General features: G+C 51.0%; 18 protein-coding genes. All 18 read left to right on the top strand.

What is annotated here, in order from left to right; all coding sequences use genetic code 11:
- Positions 1-16: 16 nt before the first annotated feature.
- The 18 genes from T320_RS02560 to T320_RS14350 all read left to right on the top strand — a co-directional run bounded on the left by T320_RS02560 (position 17) and on the right by T320_RS14350 (position 15,975).
- Positions 17-982 carry a phosphatase domain-containing putative toxin gene (locus tag T320_RS02560; RefSeq protein WP_051608561.1) on the top strand — a complete coding sequence of 322 codons (966 nt, stop codon included), beginning with the start codon at positions 17-19 and terminating at the stop codon, positions 980-982.
- Between the two features lie 156 nt (positions 983-1,138).
- Positions 1,139-1,441 carry a YerC/YecD family TrpR-related protein gene (locus T320_RS02555; RefSeq protein WP_026760427.1) on the top strand — a complete coding sequence of 101 codons (303 nt, stop codon included), beginning with the start codon at positions 1,139-1,141 and terminating at the stop codon, positions 1,439-1,441.
- A 31-nt stretch (positions 1,442-1,472) separates the two neighbouring features.
- Positions 1,473-2,657 (top strand): ATP phosphoribosyltransferase regulatory subunit, encoded by a 1,185-nt coding sequence (hisZ, locus tag T320_RS02550; protein WP_037352890.1) that lies wholly within the window; start codon positions 1,473-1,475, stop codon positions 2,655-2,657.
- Complete coding sequence (locus T320_RS02545; RefSeq protein ID WP_037352887.1) at positions 2,654-3,166, top strand: HD domain-containing protein; 513 nt, start codon at positions 2,654-2,656, stop codon at positions 3,164-3,166. The genes hisZ and T320_RS02545 overlap by 4 nt, the downstream gene beginning before the upstream one ends.
- A 69-nt stretch (positions 3,167-3,235) precedes the next feature.
- Positions 3,236-3,898 (top strand): ATP phosphoribosyltransferase, encoded by a 663-nt coding sequence (gene hisG, locus T320_RS02540; RefSeq protein WP_037352884.1) that lies wholly within the window; start codon positions 3,236-3,238, stop codon positions 3,896-3,898.
- Positions 3,895-5,235 (top strand): histidinol dehydrogenase, encoded by a 1,341-nt coding sequence (gene hisD, locus T320_RS02535; RefSeq protein WP_037352881.1) that lies wholly within the window; start codon positions 3,895-3,897, stop codon positions 5,233-5,235. Before hisG ends, hisD begins: the two co-directional genes overlap by 4 nt.
- Positions 5,235-6,305, top strand: a complete 1,071-nt coding sequence (gene hisC, locus T320_RS02530; protein WP_026760432.1) for a histidinol-phosphate transaminase — start codon at positions 5,235-5,237, stop codon at positions 6,303-6,305. The genes hisD and hisC overlap by 1 nt, the downstream gene beginning before the upstream one ends.
- On the top strand, positions 6,302-6,889 hold the full coding sequence (gene hisB / locus T320_RS02525; protein WP_026760433.1) for an imidazoleglycerol-phosphate dehydratase HisB: 588 nt from the start codon (positions 6,302-6,304) through the stop codon (positions 6,887-6,889). Before hisC ends, hisB begins: the two co-directional genes overlap by 4 nt.
- Positions 6,890-6,901: 12 nt before the next feature.
- Positions 6,902-7,519 carry an imidazole glycerol phosphate synthase subunit HisH gene (hisH, locus tag T320_RS02520; RefSeq protein ID WP_037352878.1) on the top strand — a complete coding sequence of 206 codons (618 nt, stop codon included), beginning with the start codon at positions 6,902-6,904 and terminating at the stop codon, positions 7,517-7,519.
- Between the two features lie 133 nt (positions 7,520-7,652).
- The gene (gene hisA, locus T320_RS02515) at positions 7,653-8,375 is read left to right on the top strand and encodes a 1-(5-phosphoribosyl)-5-[(5-phosphoribosylamino)methylideneamino]imidazole-4-carboxamide isomerase (RefSeq protein ID WP_037352875.1); all 723 of its coding nucleotides are present in this window, start codon (positions 7,653-7,655) and stop codon (positions 8,373-8,375) included.
- A gap of 99 nt (positions 8,376-8,474) precedes the next feature.
- A complete protein-coding gene (locus T320_RS02510) occupies positions 8,475-8,678 on the top strand; it encodes a protein kinase (RefSeq protein ID WP_026760436.1) in 204 nt (67 codons plus the stop codon).
- Between the two features lie 256 nt (positions 8,679-8,934).
- Complete coding sequence (locus T320_RS02505) at positions 8,935-9,150, top strand: hypothetical protein (protein ID WP_026760437.1); 216 nt, start codon at positions 8,935-8,937, stop codon at positions 9,148-9,150.
- 113 nt (positions 9,151-9,263) lie between these two features.
- The gene (locus T320_RS02500; RefSeq protein ID WP_037352871.1) at positions 9,264-9,479 is read left to right on the top strand and encodes a 4Fe-4S binding protein; all 216 of its coding nucleotides are present in this window, start codon (positions 9,264-9,266) and stop codon (positions 9,477-9,479) included.
- A complete protein-coding gene (locus T320_RS02495) occupies positions 9,476-10,051 on the top strand; it encodes a hypothetical protein (RefSeq protein WP_037352868.1) in 576 nt (191 codons plus the stop codon). Before T320_RS02500 ends, T320_RS02495 begins: the two co-directional genes overlap by 4 nt.
- Before the next feature lie 58 nt (positions 10,052-10,109).
- Complete coding sequence (locus T320_RS02490; RefSeq protein ID WP_037352866.1) at positions 10,110-11,225, top strand: acyltransferase family protein; 1,116 nt, start codon at positions 10,110-10,112, stop codon at positions 11,223-11,225.
- 19 nt (positions 11,226-11,244) lie between these two features.
- Complete coding sequence (amrA, locus tag T320_RS02485; protein WP_037352863.1) at positions 11,245-12,636, top strand: AmmeMemoRadiSam system protein A; 1,392 nt, start codon at positions 11,245-11,247, stop codon at positions 12,634-12,636.
- Positions 12,637-12,653: 17 nt separating this feature from the next.
- Positions 12,654-13,652: a Gfo/Idh/MocA family protein gene (locus T320_RS02480; protein WP_037352860.1), complete on the top strand. Its 999-nt coding sequence runs from the start codon at positions 12,654-12,656 to the stop codon at positions 13,650-13,652.
- Between the two features lie 187 nt (positions 13,653-13,839).
- Positions 13,840-15,975 (top strand): PTS sugar transporter subunit IIABC, encoded by a 2,136-nt coding sequence (locus T320_RS14350; protein WP_081824755.1) that lies wholly within the window; start codon positions 13,840-13,842, stop codon positions 15,973-15,975.
- The last annotated feature ends 38 nt before the right edge of the window (positions 15,976-16,013 follow it).

Genomic DNA, 16,013 nt, shown 5'->3' with positions numbered 1-16,013 from the left:
GGAGGTTGTATCATCTATGTTGGGAAGAAGTCATCTGTTACAAAAATCCGGCTGCAGAATACTGGCGGTAATATCCTGCCTGCTGATTCTGCTGATGGGCGCAGTACAGGCTGCCGCAAAACAAGAAGAAGCCGTCCTAAGGCTCGATGCCAAGACCGGGGCAGTATTTCCCCGCAGCCTGCGCTTTATGACGGATACGTTTACGAAGTCCTTGCAGCCGGTACCCTCCCGGCAGGGACTCGATAAATTGAGATGTTCTGCTAGTGCGGAATTCTCCGGCTCGGGTCTTTCGCTGATTCGGGATAAGATTTGTACAGCTACGGGCAGTGATGCGGTTATCTACGTGGTGGATTTGCGGAAGGAATCCCATGGTTTTGTGAATGGCGACATTCCCGTAAGCCAGTACATGAAAAAGAACAGGGGCAATGCCAATCTTAAAGCGGCGGCTGTAAAACAGGCCGAGGGCAAATGGCTGCAATCTCTGGTGGGCAAGGAATTGACATTTGTGCCGATGGGCAAAACCGATACCAAACTCTTTTCGGCCTGCAGTGTTAAAGTAGAGAAGGTTGAAACAGAGGAAGCGTTGGCTTCCCGTCTCGGCATGCGTTACAAACGGATTCCGATTACCGACCAGATGGCACCAACGGATGATGAGGTCGATGCGTTTATGGCATTTTATAAGAGCCTGCCGAAAAATGCCTGGCTGCATTTTCATTGCCATGCCGGCCATGGCCGCACCACGACCTTTGCGGTGTTCTATGATATTTTAAGCAATCCCGCTGTGGCCCTGGATGATATTGTGGCACGTCATTATGCGCTGGGCGGCACGAATCTCTTTGCTCCCGGCAAAAAGGACAACTGGAAGGGCAAAGAAATTCGTAAACGCGCCGAGCAAATCCGCAAATTCTATGCCTATGTACAAGCCAATCGCAGCAATCAGTACGCACAAACTTTCTCCGCATGGGTGAAAGTACAAAGATAAATGTATTTATCAAAATGACATTGTGAAACAAAAAGCCTTAGAAAGCAAAAAAATCTTTCGGAGGCTTTTTTTTTGTTTACGGTTATGCTATAATGAGTGACATAATTTCGCAAACTAAAGGAATAAAGATAAAAAGAAAATAAGGAGGAGAGGTAAGTGGTTAATCCGAAACTGCGTGATGAGCAGAATGATATGCTCTTTGAGGCCATCTTATCGTTAAAATCATTGGAGGAGTGCTATCAGTTCTTTGAGGATATCTGTACCATCAGCGAACTAAAAGCCCTGTCTCAGCGTTTGGCAGTGGCGCGTATGCTGCAGGGGGGGCATATCTATGATGATATCGTGGCCCGCACGGGTGCCAGCACGGCTACCATCAGCCGGGTGAAACGCTGTCTGAATTACGGCGCGGATGGCTACAAGATTGTGCTCGACAGAATACCGGCGGATAAGGCCGACTGATTAAGCTGACATATTGAGGGGAGTAGTGTTCATGGAAAAAGATAACAGCGTACTGAAAATTCCCTATGGAACCAGAGATTTCCTGCCGGCAGAAGCGGCGGGAAAGCGGGTGGTGGAAACCCGGCTGGCCGAGCTTTTTGCCCAATGGGGCTACGAAGAAGTGGTGACGCCGTCCATTGAGTATCTTGATACTTTAGGACTTGGAAGCAGCCAGAATATCGGCGACCATCTCTTCAAGCTTTTTGACAAGTCAAATCAGACTCTGGCTCTGCGCCATGAAATGACTACGCCCATTGCAAGGTTGGTGAGCACCCGTCTGCAGGACAGTCCGCTGCCATTGAAGCTCTCCTATATCAGTAGCGTGTTCCGCTATGAACAGACGCAGGCGGGCCGCCAGTGCGAATTCTATCAGGCTGGTGTCGAGCTTATGGGCCCCGGCAGTCCGGCTACCGATGCGGAAGTGGTGGCTTTGGCGGTTACGGGACTCTTGCGTTCCGGATTGACAGAGTTTACGGTTTGCCTGGGGCAGGTGGAATTCCTCAACGGCATTCTCAATCAATACCGTCTGAGCAGCCAGGAACAGGAAGATTTGAAGGCGGCCATGGAACGCCGCAATCTGGTGGAACTCAATCAGCTGGTGGATGAACTGAACCTGCCGGAAAACGCCAAGCAGGTATTAAAGGAACTTCCCCTGCTGAACGGTGGCGAGGATTTGCTCAAGCAGGCTTACGATATGGCACTGAACGAGCAGAGCCGCCGGGCACTCGATAACCTCGCAGAAATCTATCGCCTGCTGAAAGCCTATAAGGTGGAACAGTATGTGCGCTTTGATTTGGGCATCATCCGGGATTTCAGCTATTATACAGGTATGGTCTTTGAAGTCTATGCGCCGGGACTGGGTTATCCCCTCTGCGGCGGTGGCCGTTATGATCATCTGCTGGCCGACTTTGGTACGGCCTGTCCGGCAACGGGCTTTGCCTTAGGCATTGAGCGCATTTTGCTGGCCATTGAGCGGCAGAAACTGCCTATGCACAGCCTGCCCAGAGATGTCTATGTGGGCTATGCAGCAGGCAAGGAAACGACGGCTATTGAACGTGCGGCGCAGCTGCGTGAGCAGGGTAAGTCCGTGGAATTGGCGGTCAGCAGTCAGACGGAAGCTGCGGCCAAAGAAAGCCAGCAGGCAAAGAACTATGCGGCTTTTGAGTATATCGCATGATACAGCGGGTTAAGCAGTTTTACCGGGCCATAACCGCCCGGATAACGATGGCGGATAGAGCCTGGGTGGAGGAAACTTTGCCCGCGGCGGCGCAATCGTTGTTTTACGCCATGCATCCTGCCGACCAGTACCATGCCTTAAATGTGGCGAAAACGGCCATGCGGCTCTGGGGAGAAGCACTGGCAGGGGATAGAGATTTACTCCTGCGGGCAGCTCTGCTCCATGATGTGGGGCGGGTGCAGGGCGATATGGATATTATGGGCAAGGTGCTGGCTGTACTGGTCAAGCATTTTGCGCCAGTCAAAGCCCGTCAGCTGGCAGAAAAAAAGACAGGCTGGCTGGGACATATCCTCTATGTCTATTACCAGCACCCCGAAATCGGTGCAGTGAAGCTGGAAGGCATCGGCATGAAAGAAGAAGCGGCAATTATTCGCTGCCATCATCGAAAAAAAACAGAGAATGACCCGCCGGAACTGGCCCTTTTGCGGGCGGCGGATGAACTGAACTGACATTTGACAATTGACATTTGACAAGTCAAATCTGACATGTCAAAACGTGATAGAAATGGAGGCCTGTGCATGAAGTCTGAAATGGAATACCTTACCATAGCACTGCCCAAGGGCAAGCTTTTTGGCCTGTCGGCAAAGCTGTTGGAGAAAATCGGCTATACTGCCGAAGGTTTATCGGATAAATCCCGCAAGCTGATTATCAGCAATGAGGAGAAGAAGATAAGATTTATCGTATCCAAGACCGCTGATGTGCCCACCTATGTGGAATATGGGGCGGCCGATATCGGCGTGATTGGTAAGGATGTGCTGCTGGAAGCCGAGAAGGATGTCTATGAACTTCTCGATATGGGTTTTGGCAAATGCCACCTGATGATGGCCGTGCCCAAGGCAGAAAAGCGGGCCAAACTCATGGACTACAATCATACGCGTGTAGCGACGAAGTTCCCGCATATTGCCGAGAAATTCTTCCGTCAGCAGGGCATGCAGATGGAATACATCAAACTCAATGGTTCCATCGAGCTCGGGCCGATTGTGGGGCTTTCCGAAAGCATCGTGGATATTGTCGAAACCGGCACGACCTTGCGGGAAAATGATTTGGAGGAAATCGTCTCCATTCAGGAAGCCACGGCACGGCTGATTGCTAATCGGGTGAGCTTTAAGTTGAAATTCGACCGGATTCATAGTCTGGTGGAAGATTTGCGGAAGGTCTTAGAAGCGGAGGCGGCACAATGAAAATAGTCAAGGCAAGTGAATTAGGCGAAGCAGCCATCAATAAACTTTTGCAGAAGCCTGCTTTTGATGAGGTGGAACTGAGCCCGAAAATCCGGGAAGCCAATAAGGCAACTTTCGGCAAGGATATGACGGCGGCAGAACTCGTGGCACAGATTGTGCGTGATGTGCGCTTTGAAGGTGATAAGGCTGTTCTGCGCTATACCAAACTCATTGATAAAGTGGACTGCGATATCAAGGATTTAGTGGTGACGGAGGAAGAATTTGCCGCAGCAGAGGCGCAGGCTGACCCACAGGTGCTTGAATCCTTAAAGAAGGCGGCGGAAAACGTGCGCCGGTACCATGAGGAACAGAAGCCCAATTCCTGGATGACTTATCGCGAACATGGTTCCCTTTTGGGCCAATCATTGATTCCGTTAGATAGAGTAGGTATCTATGTGCCCGGCGGCACGGCGGCTTATCCATCTTCCGTCATTATGAACGCTATGCCGGCAGTTGTCGCAGGGGTTGGCGAAATCGTTATGATGGTGCCGCCGAAAAATGGCGCCATCAATCCCTATGTGCTGATTGCGGCAAGACTCGCTGGCGTGAAGAAAATCTACAAAATCGGCGGCGCCCAAGCGATAGCTGCGTTGGCCTTTGGCACGGAAAGTATTCCGCGCGTAGATAAGATTACCGGCCCGGGCAATATCTTTGTGACCCTGGCGAAAAAAGAAGTCTATGGTCATGTGGATATTGATATGCTGGCGGGCCCCAGTGAAATCCTGATTGTGGCGGACGACAGCGCTGACCCCGTCTATACGGCGGCCGATATGTTGAGCCAGGCCGAACATGACCCGCTGGCTTCAAGTATCGTGATTACCGACAGTGAAAAGTTGGCGCGCCAGGTGGCTATTGAAGCGGAAAATCAGCTGCAAAAACTGCCGCGTCAGGAAATTGCCCGCGCATCCATCGAGCGCAACGGACTCATTGTCATTGCCGAAAATATGCAGCAGGCTTTGCGCTTTGCCAATACCTCGGCGCCGGAGCATTTGGAACTTTTGACCCGTGAACCCTTCCAGCTGCTGCCCTATGTGCGCCATGCAGGCGCCGTGTTCTTGGGCGCGTACTCGCCGGAACCATTGGGCGATTATTTTGCGGGGCCGAACCATGTACTGCCCACGGGCGGCACGGCCCGTTATTACAGTGTGCTGAACGTGGAAACCTTTATGAAGCGCACGAGCCTGATTTCCTATACGCAGCCTGCTTTGGAAGCAGTCAGCGAGGATATCATCCGTCTGGCAGAGACAGAAGGCCTGCAGGCCCATGCTAATGCCATTCGTTTAAGGAGGAAGAATTGATGTTAAAATACCGTACCGGTTTGAAGGATATGCCGTCCTATGATGTGGTGGAGCGGGATTGGCAGATAAAAGTAAATGCCAATGAATGCAATATGAATCTGCCGCCCATGGTCGAGGACCGCGTGATGGGCCGCCTTTCCCGTGTGGCCTTTAACCGCTATCCCAATGAGGAATACGATTACCTCTGCGAGCAGATTGCCGACAATCACAGATTGCAAAAGGAAAATGTTTTGCTCGGCAATGGTTCCAGTGAAATCATTGAAAAACTCTTTTTCTGCTTTGGCGGCACTAAGGCAAAAAAAATCGTTTATCCTGTGCCCTCTTTTTCCATGTATGGTATCTATGCCAAAGCGGCACAGGCGCAGGGAATCGCTGTTGATTTGAATGAAGATTATACGCTGGATAAAGAAAAATTCGTGCAGGTCATCAACGAGGAAAAGGCAGGACTTGCCGTTATCTGCAATCCCAATAATCCGACAGGTACGGCTTATGCTCTGGCTGATATCGAATACATTGCGGCCAATATCCATAAAAACTGCGCGCTGCTGATTGATGAAGCCTATATGGAATTTTATGGTCAGACGGCAGTGGGGCTGCTAACAAAATACCCGAATCTGATTGTGGCGCGGACGTTTTCCAAGGCATATGGTTTAGCATCTGCCCGCGTGGGTTATATGCTGGCCAGCAAGGAAATCGTGGAAATGATTGGTAAGTCCTATATGCCCTATCATATGAATGTTTTGTCCCTGGTTACGGCCGATATTGTCTATCAGATGCGCCATGAATATGTGCCGCGCATTCAGATGATGATTGCCGAACGCAAGCGCATGACCACCCTTTTGGACAAACTTCCCGGCGTGACGGTTTACCCTTCGGAAACGAATTTTATTCTGATTAAATATGCCAAAGCGGAGGAATTAAACCAGTATCTGGAAGAAAAAGGCATCGGCGTGCGCAGCTTTGGCAAGGCACCGCGCCTTGAAAACTGCCTGCGCATTTCCATGGGCCTGCGCGAGGAAAATGATACCTGGTATAACGAGATGAAAGCCTTTGTGGAGGGACGGGCATGAATAGAATCGCTGCAGTAAACAGGGAAACGGCCGAAACGAAAATTGCTCTGCAGTTAAATCTTGACGGTGCGGGCAATGGTACGATTGATTCCGGTATCGGCTTTTTCGACCATATGTTAAATCTCATGGTGGTACATGGGCAGCTGGATTTGGACTTGCGCTGTGATGGGGATTTGGAAGTAGATGGCCATCACAGTGTAGAAGATATTGGCATCGCTTTGGGGGATGCCTTTAAGGAAGCCATTGGCGATAAAAAGGGAATCTGCCGTTATGGCACCTTTTATCTGCCGATGGATGAATCCTTGGCCTTTGTTACGCTCGATATCAGCGGGCGGCCATTTCTCGTCTATGATGGCGGCGAAATGGCTCCTATGGTGGGCGGTTTTGATACGGAACTCACCGAGGAATTTCTGCGGGCTTTTGCCATGCACGCGGGTATTACCCTCCATGTAAAAGTCCTTTATGGCACGAATACCCATCATAAGATTGAAGCGATTTTCAAGGCTTTGGGTCATGCACTGCGAATTGCGGTAAACCAGGACCCGAAGGTTAAAGGTGTTCCATCGACCAAAGGGATGCTCTAAGGAGGGCGGCTGATGATTGCAATAATTGACTATGGGGTAGGCAATTTATTCAGTGTAGAAAAGGCTTTTGCGGCTTTGGGTGCAGAGGCAAAGATTACCAATAATCCCGCGGAAATAAAATCGGCAGAAAAACTGGTGCTGCCCGGGGTGGGCGCTTTCGGTGACTGCATGAAGAATCTGGAAGACAGCGGACTTATCCCGCTGCTGAAAGAGGAAGTGGCAGCAGGCAAGCCCTTACTCGGCATTTGCGTGGGCTTGCAGATTCTCTTTGACGGCAGTGAGGAATCGCCGTCAGCAAAAGGTTTGGGGCTTATTCCCGGACAGGTAAAAAGAATTCAGGCCGAAGATTTGAAAGTGCCGCATATGGGCTGGAATCGGCTGCATATCGCTGAACCACGCCAGTCGCAGGACTTATTTGCGGGGCTGGAGCAGGATAAGGAATATGTGTATTTTGTGCATAGTTATTACGCAGTTCCTGCGGATAAAAATGTTATAACGGCCACGACAAATTATGGCGGGGAAGTTACGGCGGCGGTGCAATGGGGTAATATCTTTGCGGCGCAGTTCCATCCGGAAAAATCTGGAGACGTTGGTTTGCATATAATTGATAATTTCTGCAAACTAAGTTAGTGCGTTGTTCTGTACTTTTCTTTGGCGCAAAGAAAAGTACCAAAAGAAAACAGCGGACTGAAATCACATCACGTGATTTACGTCCGCGAGCGCTCATCCTTGAGCGCTGGGCTGGTGTTGGGGGAGGATGCTTATGATTATTTTTCCGGCGATTGATATTCGGGGCGGGAAATGTGTTCGGTTATTGAAAGGTGACTTTAATCAGGAAACGGTGTTTTCGGATAGTCCTGCGGATATGGCTCGTAAGTGGCAGTCGCAGGGGGCTGAGTATTTACACTTGGTTGATTTGGATGGCGCATTGGCAGGTTCCTCAAAAAACTTAGCGGCTATTGAAGAGATATTGAAAGTTGTCGATATTCCTACGGAACTCGGTGGCGGTATCCGCAGTATGGAACAGATTGATAAACTGCTTTCTTTGGGAATTACCCGGGTTATTCTTGGGTCCGTTGCGGTAAAAAATCCTGCTTTGGTAAAAGAAGCCTGCGCGAAATATGGGGAACGTATTGTCGTGGGCATTGATGCCAAAGATGGAATCGTGGCTGTGGAAGGCTGGGGCGAATCCGGCAATATCGGCGTAATTGAATTAGCGCAAAAGATGAAAGCTGCCGGCGTGAAGACCATCATCTATACGGACATTTCCCGCGATGGAACCTTGAGCGGTGTAAATGTCGAAGCTACGGTTAAACTTGCACAGGAAAGCGGTGTGAAAATCGTTGCTTCCGGCGGGGTAAAATCTCTGGACGATATAAAAGCGCTGAAAGAACATGAAAATGATGGTATCGAAGGTGTGATTGCAGGCAAATCCATTTATATGGGAACTTTGGATTTAGTGGAGGCAATAAAAATCGCCAAATAGGGATGATTTCTCAGAAAATTTTTCAAAAAATACTTGCCAAATTCTTTTTTATTGACTAAAATAAAAACAGATTATTTTTTCTATAAAGGAGAAATGGAAATGGCAAGAAAAGCAAATTACGACGAAAAGATTAGCGCAATCGAAGCAAAAATTGCAAAGAAACAGGATGAGCTCAAAGCACTGAAAGCTCAGCTTAATGAAATCAAAGCTAAGAAAGCTCAGGACGATTACAAAGAGCTGACGGAATACATGGCAGCTAACAACCTGTCCGCTTCCGAAGTGCTGGCTTCCATTAAGGGCTAATCAGCAGCAGTTTTATATCGGAATTTCCAAGGGAATCATTGCTCTGGCAGTGGTTCCCTTTTGCTGTGCCATCTTTGTGCGCGATAGGGAGGCGTATTTTTAAGGCGATTTTAATGAAATATTCAGATAGATTTCAGCTGGCAGGGGTAAAATAATCTCATGATTTCGGCAGGAGATTGTCATTCCTTGTGGAAGTCATAAGGTAGATGAGAATGCTCATCAATGGTTACCAATCTATACAGTAGGAGGCAAGCGTATGAGGATCAGCAAGTTGCGAAACATGTCAAAGTCGTTGTTCTGGGGCGACAGACCTTTACCTGAGGACTCTGAGATGAAGGGGGTTATTGAAACCGACACCGGGCGGACGGGGATTCTCCTGAAGCTGAAAAATGGGATGTACGTGCTGGGGACGGCAGGCACCCTGACGAAACTCAATCAGGAAAAGATTCGTCATAAATTAAAGGAAGCATAGGCAGGAAAGCCGATACCATATAACTGAATTGTGACAGAGGCACAGACAAGCTGCCCCTTCTGACCTATAATGACACTGTGTATTATATAAGTCAGAAGGGGTTGTTTCTTTATATGACGGAAAAGGTAAAAAAATTATCGCCCCGCCATGCGGTGGTGGATAGAGCTTCTTGTGTGGCCTGTGGCACCTGTGAGGATGTGTGCCCTCGGGGCGCTGTTGCCATTTATTGGGGGCAGTATGCTAAGGTGCAAGAGGAACGCTGTGTGGGCTGCGGCATCTGCGCTAGGGAATGTCCGGCATCCATCATCAAAGTGGAGGTGCGGCCATGAAGAAACGCTGGTATCATTATCTCTGGATTTGGTCGCTGCTTTATTTTGGCATGGGCTTTTTCAACATTCTCTTTGCCTGGCTGGGACTGGTGAGCTTTGCTTTGCCCTTGATTATGGCCATTGGTTTTGGTCATAAGGGCTTTTGCAACCGTTACTGTGACCGCGGACAGACGCTTAGGGCTTTGGGGCAGCTGGGCTTTTCGCGGTGGCGGGATATGCCGGGATGGATGAAGGGCCGGGCCTTTCGCTATGGCTTTATGGTCTTTTTCTTCGGCATGTTTGGCAGTGTTCTATATACGACCTGGCTGGTGTATAGCGGCGCAGAATCTCTGCAGCAGGTGGTGTCGCTGTTTTGGACTTTTCATTTCCCTTGGGAATGGGCATACAGTGGCGCGGTTTCTCCCTGGACGGCGCAGTTTGCCTTTGGACTCTACAGTCTGATGTTGACCTCCGAGGTCATTGCGCTCCTGACCATGCTGCTGTTCCGTCCCCGCTCCTGGTGTGTCTACTGTCCTATGGGCACGTTGACCCAGCTCATTTGTGAGGCCAAAGGGAGCAAGCAGGAAAGCTGATTTTTTTCGCGAATATGAACAAGGTGATTAGAAATTTTGTTCATAGGGGGCCTTTGGCATGTCAACGGGGCGGTTGTATTTTCTCGACAATCTGAAATGGTTTATTATCTGGCTGATGGTGGTGTTCCACGGAGCCATGTGCTATATGGCTTATGCACCTGACTGGTGGTACGTGGTGGACAAGGCCAATCCGGTGTTGTCGGCAACGCTCTTTGTCTGTTGGGCGGATATCTTCATCATGCCGGTGATGTTCTTTATTTCGGGGTACTTCGGGCTGATGTCCATGGCCCGTCATGGCATCCGTTTGTTCTGGCAAAAGAAGGTGGCGCGGATTATCCTGCCCTGGCTCTTTGGCAGTATCTTCATTGCGCCGGTGGTGACTTATATCATTCTGGCCAGTCGTCAGTCGGCTATGGGCTTTGGAGAGTTTTACACCACGCTCTTTTGGGGGCCGCTTTATGAGCAGGCGCAGTATTGGTATCTGGGCGCACTGCTGGCCCTGTATGTCTTGCTGATGATGGCTGTGCGGATTTTTCCCCGCCTTTGTGTGCAGCGGGCGGGAAAGCCCGGAGCAGGCTGGTTTGCAGCGCTGTTCCTGCTGGTATCGGCTAGCATTGGTCTGATTAGTTCCCATATGCATCCCGATACCTGGCGGTTCTTTGCCTATATCTTGGTCTTACAGCCCGTGCGGATTCCACTGTATATTATGGTGTTTTTCGCGGGTGCCTGGGCCTGGCGACAGAAATGGTTTGCAGATGGCGGCTACGCGCCCGGTGCAGGCAAGTGGGGCGCAGCCTTTGCTATGACAGGTGCCGTCTACCTTTGGCAGAAATTCGTCCTGCCGGTGTTGGGATTGAGTACGGGAACCATGGTCTGGGTTAATGCCGTTACCATGGGAGCTTTCGCCATATCATCCCTGTTCTTTTTGCTGGGGCTTTTCTATCTATATTTTAATTCTGCAGGGCGCTATCTGTCAGTCTTAGGGGGCACCTCTTATGGTGTGTATTATCTCCATATGCCCATACTGTTTCCCATAGCCTGGGTGTTTGTGGGCGTGGATATGAATGTGTACCTCAAATATATCTGCGTCTGCGTTTTGACTCTGGCTGTTTGTTATGCAGGGAGCCGCTATGGTTTGTCTCATATAAAGAGTTTTGCCTTGTCGAAGAAGTGAGAGGTCTGGAGGTGTTTGTATGCCGTTGTTAGGTGCTTGCGCGGTTCCCCATCCGCCGCTGATTATTCCGGAGATTGGACGGGGACAGGAGCAGGGGATTTCCGCTACCATTGAGGCGTATAAAAAAGCTGCCCAGTGGGCGGTGGAAAAAGAGCCGGATTTAATTGTCATCACCAGTCCCCATGCAAAGATGTATGCCGACTATCTGCAAATTTCTGCAGGAGCAGGGGCCAAGGGGAGCTTTGCGGCTTTTGGTCATCCCGAGGTGGCCTTTGCTGTGGATTATGATGCAGAATTTGTGGCAGAGCTTTGCGCATTGGCGGATAAAATCAAACTGCCTGCGGGAACCTTGGGCAAGCAGGATGGCGGCCTTGACCATGGCACCATGATTCCCCTGTATTTTTTGCAGCAGGCAGGTTATCAGGGGAAAATTGTCCGCATTGGCCTGTCGGGGCTGCCAAGGGATAATCATTATGCCCTGGGCGTCCTCTTGGCGCTGGCAGCAGAAAAACTTGGGCGGCGCATGGTGTTGGTGGCTAGCGGCGACCTTTCCCATAAGCTAAAAGAAGATGGGCCGTATGGCTTTGACCCTGCAGGGCCGGTATTTGACGCTCGCATGGGTGAGTGTTTTAAGGATGGGGACTTCCTGAAACTTTTGACCACACCGGCAGAAATGGCGGATGCCGCGGCTGAATGCGGTTTGCGTTCCTTCTGGATTATGGCGGGCGCCTTGGATAGATGGCAGGTCAGGCCGCAGCTGCTCTCACTGGAGGGACCCTTTGGCGTGGGCTATGGCGTGGCGCTTTTTGATTTGGCTAAGCGCGACGAAAGCCGTAACATCGGAGAACAGGCTGCAGAAGCACAGCGGGCAGAGCTGGAAAAACTCCGGGCGCGGGAGGACGAGTATCTCGCATTGGCCCGATATTCCTTGGAACATTATGTGCGTACGGGCCGGCGGGCGGCGCTGCCGGATAATCTGCCGCAGGAGCTCACGGGGCAGAAGGCCGGGGCCTTTGTCAGCATCAAGAAGGATGGCCAGCTTAGAGGTTGTATTGGCACCATCCTGCCGGTGCGGGGGAACCTTGCCGAGGAAATTCTTTACAATGCGGTGTCGGCAGGTACTGGCGACCCGCGCTTTTCGCCTGTGACCGAGGCGGAACTAGCCGAACTGGTCTATGATGTGGACGTGCTCTCGGTGCCGGAACCCATTGCAGGCACCGAGCAGCTCGATGTGAAGCGCTACGGCGTTATCGTGGAGTCGGCAGACGGCAATCGCCGAGGGCTGCTCCTGCCGGACTTGGCTGGCGTGGATACGGTGGCCAAGCAGGTGGACATCGCCCGCAAGAAGGGCAATATTGCCCCTGGGGAACAGGTGAAACTCTATCGCTTTACTGTAACCCGTCATGTATAAAATGGAGTGGACTGCATATGAAACTAGCAATTTTAGGAACAGGTTTTATCGTTAAAGAAGGGGCACTGCCTGCTCTGCAGGAAGTACCCGAAGTGGAGGTCACGGCGATTTTTGCCCGGCCCCGCAGTCAGGAAAAGGCCGAGGCTTTGGCCCGGCAGTACAAGATTCCGCAAGTTTACACAGATTATGATGAACTGCTGGCCTCTGCGGATGTGGATTTTGTCTATGTCGGGCTGACCAACAGTGTCCATTATGAATACGGGAAAAAAGCCCTGTTGGCAGGCAAACACGTTATCATGGAAAAGCCCTTTGCCTCCACGGCAGCAGAGGTGCAAGAATTGCGGGAATTGGCACTGGCGAAAGGCCTTTATATGTTCGAGGCGGTTACCTGCCTGCATTTGCCCAATTTCCATGCCATCAAGGAGATGCTGCCGCAGTTGGGAAATATCAAAGGGGTGCAGGCTAATTACTCGCAGTATTCCAGTCGTTATGACCGGTATCTGCAGGGGGAGGTGCTGCCTGCCTTTGACCCGGCTTTGTCCGGCGGCGCCCTCTACGATATCAACATCTATAATCTGAATTTTATCGTGGGACTCTTTGGCGCGCCTGCGCAGGTTTCCTATAAGCCCAACAAGGGCTTTAACGGCATTGATACCTCTGGCGTGGCCCTGCTCGATTATCCGGGCTTTACGGCGGTGGCTGTGGGGGCAAAAGACGCGGATAGTCCCTGCTTTATCACCATACAGGGGGAGAAGGGCTGGCTGCAGGTGACAGGGGCACCCAATGCGCTCAAGACGTTTGCCGTGGCTTTGCATGGGGAGCGGAAGGTTACCCATTATGAACTGAACCGCTATGCCCATCGCATGGTGCATGAGTTCCAGGAGTTTGCCGATTGCTATGCCCGGCAGGATTACGAGACCATGCGGCGGGGGCTGGATGTATCGCTGACGGTCATGGAGACAGCCGAAAAGGCCCGCAAAGGAGCCGGAATTGTCTTTGCCTGCGATTGTGAATAGTTTGAAATTTATCAAATGCAAAAGAATAGGATAAAATTACTTGAAGTATTCGCTTTTGTTATGATATAATAGCGCGGGTGAATATTTTATGGTAGGTCCGGTGGAAGAGCATTTATCTGCTATGGTACTTGGGTAAAATGGCAGATAAGTGCTTTTTTGTGTTTGGACCAAGAGAGGATGTGTCTAATTGAAAGACGAGATTTTTAGCGTACTGCAACGCGTCGGCCGCAGTTTCATGCTGCCGGTTGCGGTACTGCCCATTGCTGGTCTGCTGTTAGGCCTGGGGGCGTCGTTTACCAACCCGACGACCATCAAGACCTACGGCCTCGAAGCCATCTTCGGTGATGGCACGGTGCTGCATTCGCTGCTCACAGTTATGAGCGCAGCGGGCGGCACCATCTTTGGCAATCTGCCGATTATCTTCGCGGTAGGCGTAGCCATCGGTATGGCAAAAGCCGAGAAGGAAGTAGCGGCTCTGGCTGCCATGATTTCTTTCTTCGTTATGCATGTTTCCTGTAATGCAATGCTGCAGCTCACGGGCAAAATCCTGGCTGACGGCTCCATTGCGCCGGGCGTGCTCGAAGGTACGATTGCGTCAAGCTGTGGTATCATGTCCCTGCAGATGGGCGTGTTCGGCGGTATTATCGTGGGTATCGGCGTTTCCGTGCTTCACAACCGCTATTATAAGATTGTCTTGCCGGATGCCCTGTCCTTCTTTGGCGGCTCCCGCTTTATTCCCATCGTTTCCACGGTGGTATTCTTGTTTGTAGGTATTGCCATGACCTTTATCTGGCCGATTGCGCAGGATATTATCTTTGGTCTTGGCAATGTGGTTACGGGCACGGGCTATATCGGTACATTGATTTTCGGTATCGTGAAGCGTGCGCTGATTCCCTTCGGTCTGCACCATGTATTCTATCTGCCGTTCTGGCAGACGGGCGTGGGCGGCAGCATGATGATTGACGGTCAGCTCGTTCAGGGCGGTCAGAATATCTTTTTTGCACAGCTGGCTTCTCCGAATGTCGCACATTTCAGTGCTGATGCTACCCGTTATTTCTCCGGTGAATTTATCTTCATGATTTTTGGTCTGCCTGGTGCGGCTCTGGCTATGTATCGCTGCGCCCGTCCGGAAAAGAAAAAGGTGGCTGGCGGTCTGCTGCTGTCTGCAGCCCTTACGTCCATGCTCACGGGTATCACGGAACCGATTGAGTTCTCCTTCCTGTTTGTTGCTCCGCTGCTCTTCGGTGTGCAGGTTGTCCTGGCCGGTGCAGCTTATATGATTGCTCATATCCTGAATATCGCCGTAGGTCTGACGTTCTCCGGCGGTCTGCTCGATTTGTTTATCTTCGGTATTCTGCAGGGCAATGACAAGACCAGCTGGATGCTTATCATCCCCGTTGGTATCGTGTATTTCTTCCTGTATTACTTTGCGTTCTCCTTCCTCATCAAGAAGTTCGACTTCAAGACGCCGGGCCGCGAAGAGGATGATGAAGAAACAAAACTCTACACCAAGGCGGATGTCAACGCCCGCAAGGCTGGTGCGCAGGGAGAAAGCGGCAGTGTTGATGAACTGAGTCAGACCATTGCCCGCGCTCTGGGCAGCAAGCGCAACATCACGTCTGTTGACTGTTGTGCAACCCGTCTGCGCTGCTCGGTAGCTGATTCCGAGTTGGTTGACCAGAAACTCCTGAAGGCTACGGGGGCTTCCGGCGTAATCGTCAAGGGCACCGGCGTACAGGTTATCTATGGCCCGAAGGTTGCGGTCATTAAATCCAACCTCGAAGAATATCTGGCTACGGCTCCGGAAGTCGAAGCAGATGCAGCTGCTCCGGCTATGGAAGAAACGGCAGAGGTTCAGGCTGAAGCTCCGGTAGCTGCGCATGGCGACCATGAATTCTTCGCTCCGGTTGCCGGTACGGCTCATGCTATCACGGAAGCACCGGATGCCGCTTTTGCCGGCAAAATGATGGGCGATGGCTTCTTCATTGCTCCGGCAGATGGCCATGTGGTGGCTCCGTGCGATGCCGAAGTCATGTTTGTGTTTGACACGAAGCATGCCATTGGCATGAAGGCCGCTGACGGCACGGAATTCTTGATTCACTTCGGCGTTGATACCGTCAAACTGGGTGGTCAGGGCTTTGAAGTGTTCGTGGAACAGGGTCAGCAGGTCAAGAAGGGCGACAAGCTCATGGAAGTTGACCTCGACTATGTCAAGGCCAATGCACCGTCTGATGTCTGCCTGGTAATCTTCACCGGCGGTCAGGCTGTCCATATGGAAAAATCCTATGGCATCAAGGCTCTGGATGCAGTAGCTTCCTATTGATTGTCAATTTCATAAGCATAAAAGTGCAGCAACGTTAC

The organism is Selenomonas sp. FC4001 (assembly GCF_000701565.1).
In the GTDB taxonomy this organism is placed as follows: domain Bacteria; phylum Bacillota; class Negativicutes; order Selenomonadales; family Selenomonadaceae; genus Selenomonas_A; species Selenomonas_A ruminantium_B.
This window is presented reverse-complemented; position numbering and strand designations above follow the sequence as displayed.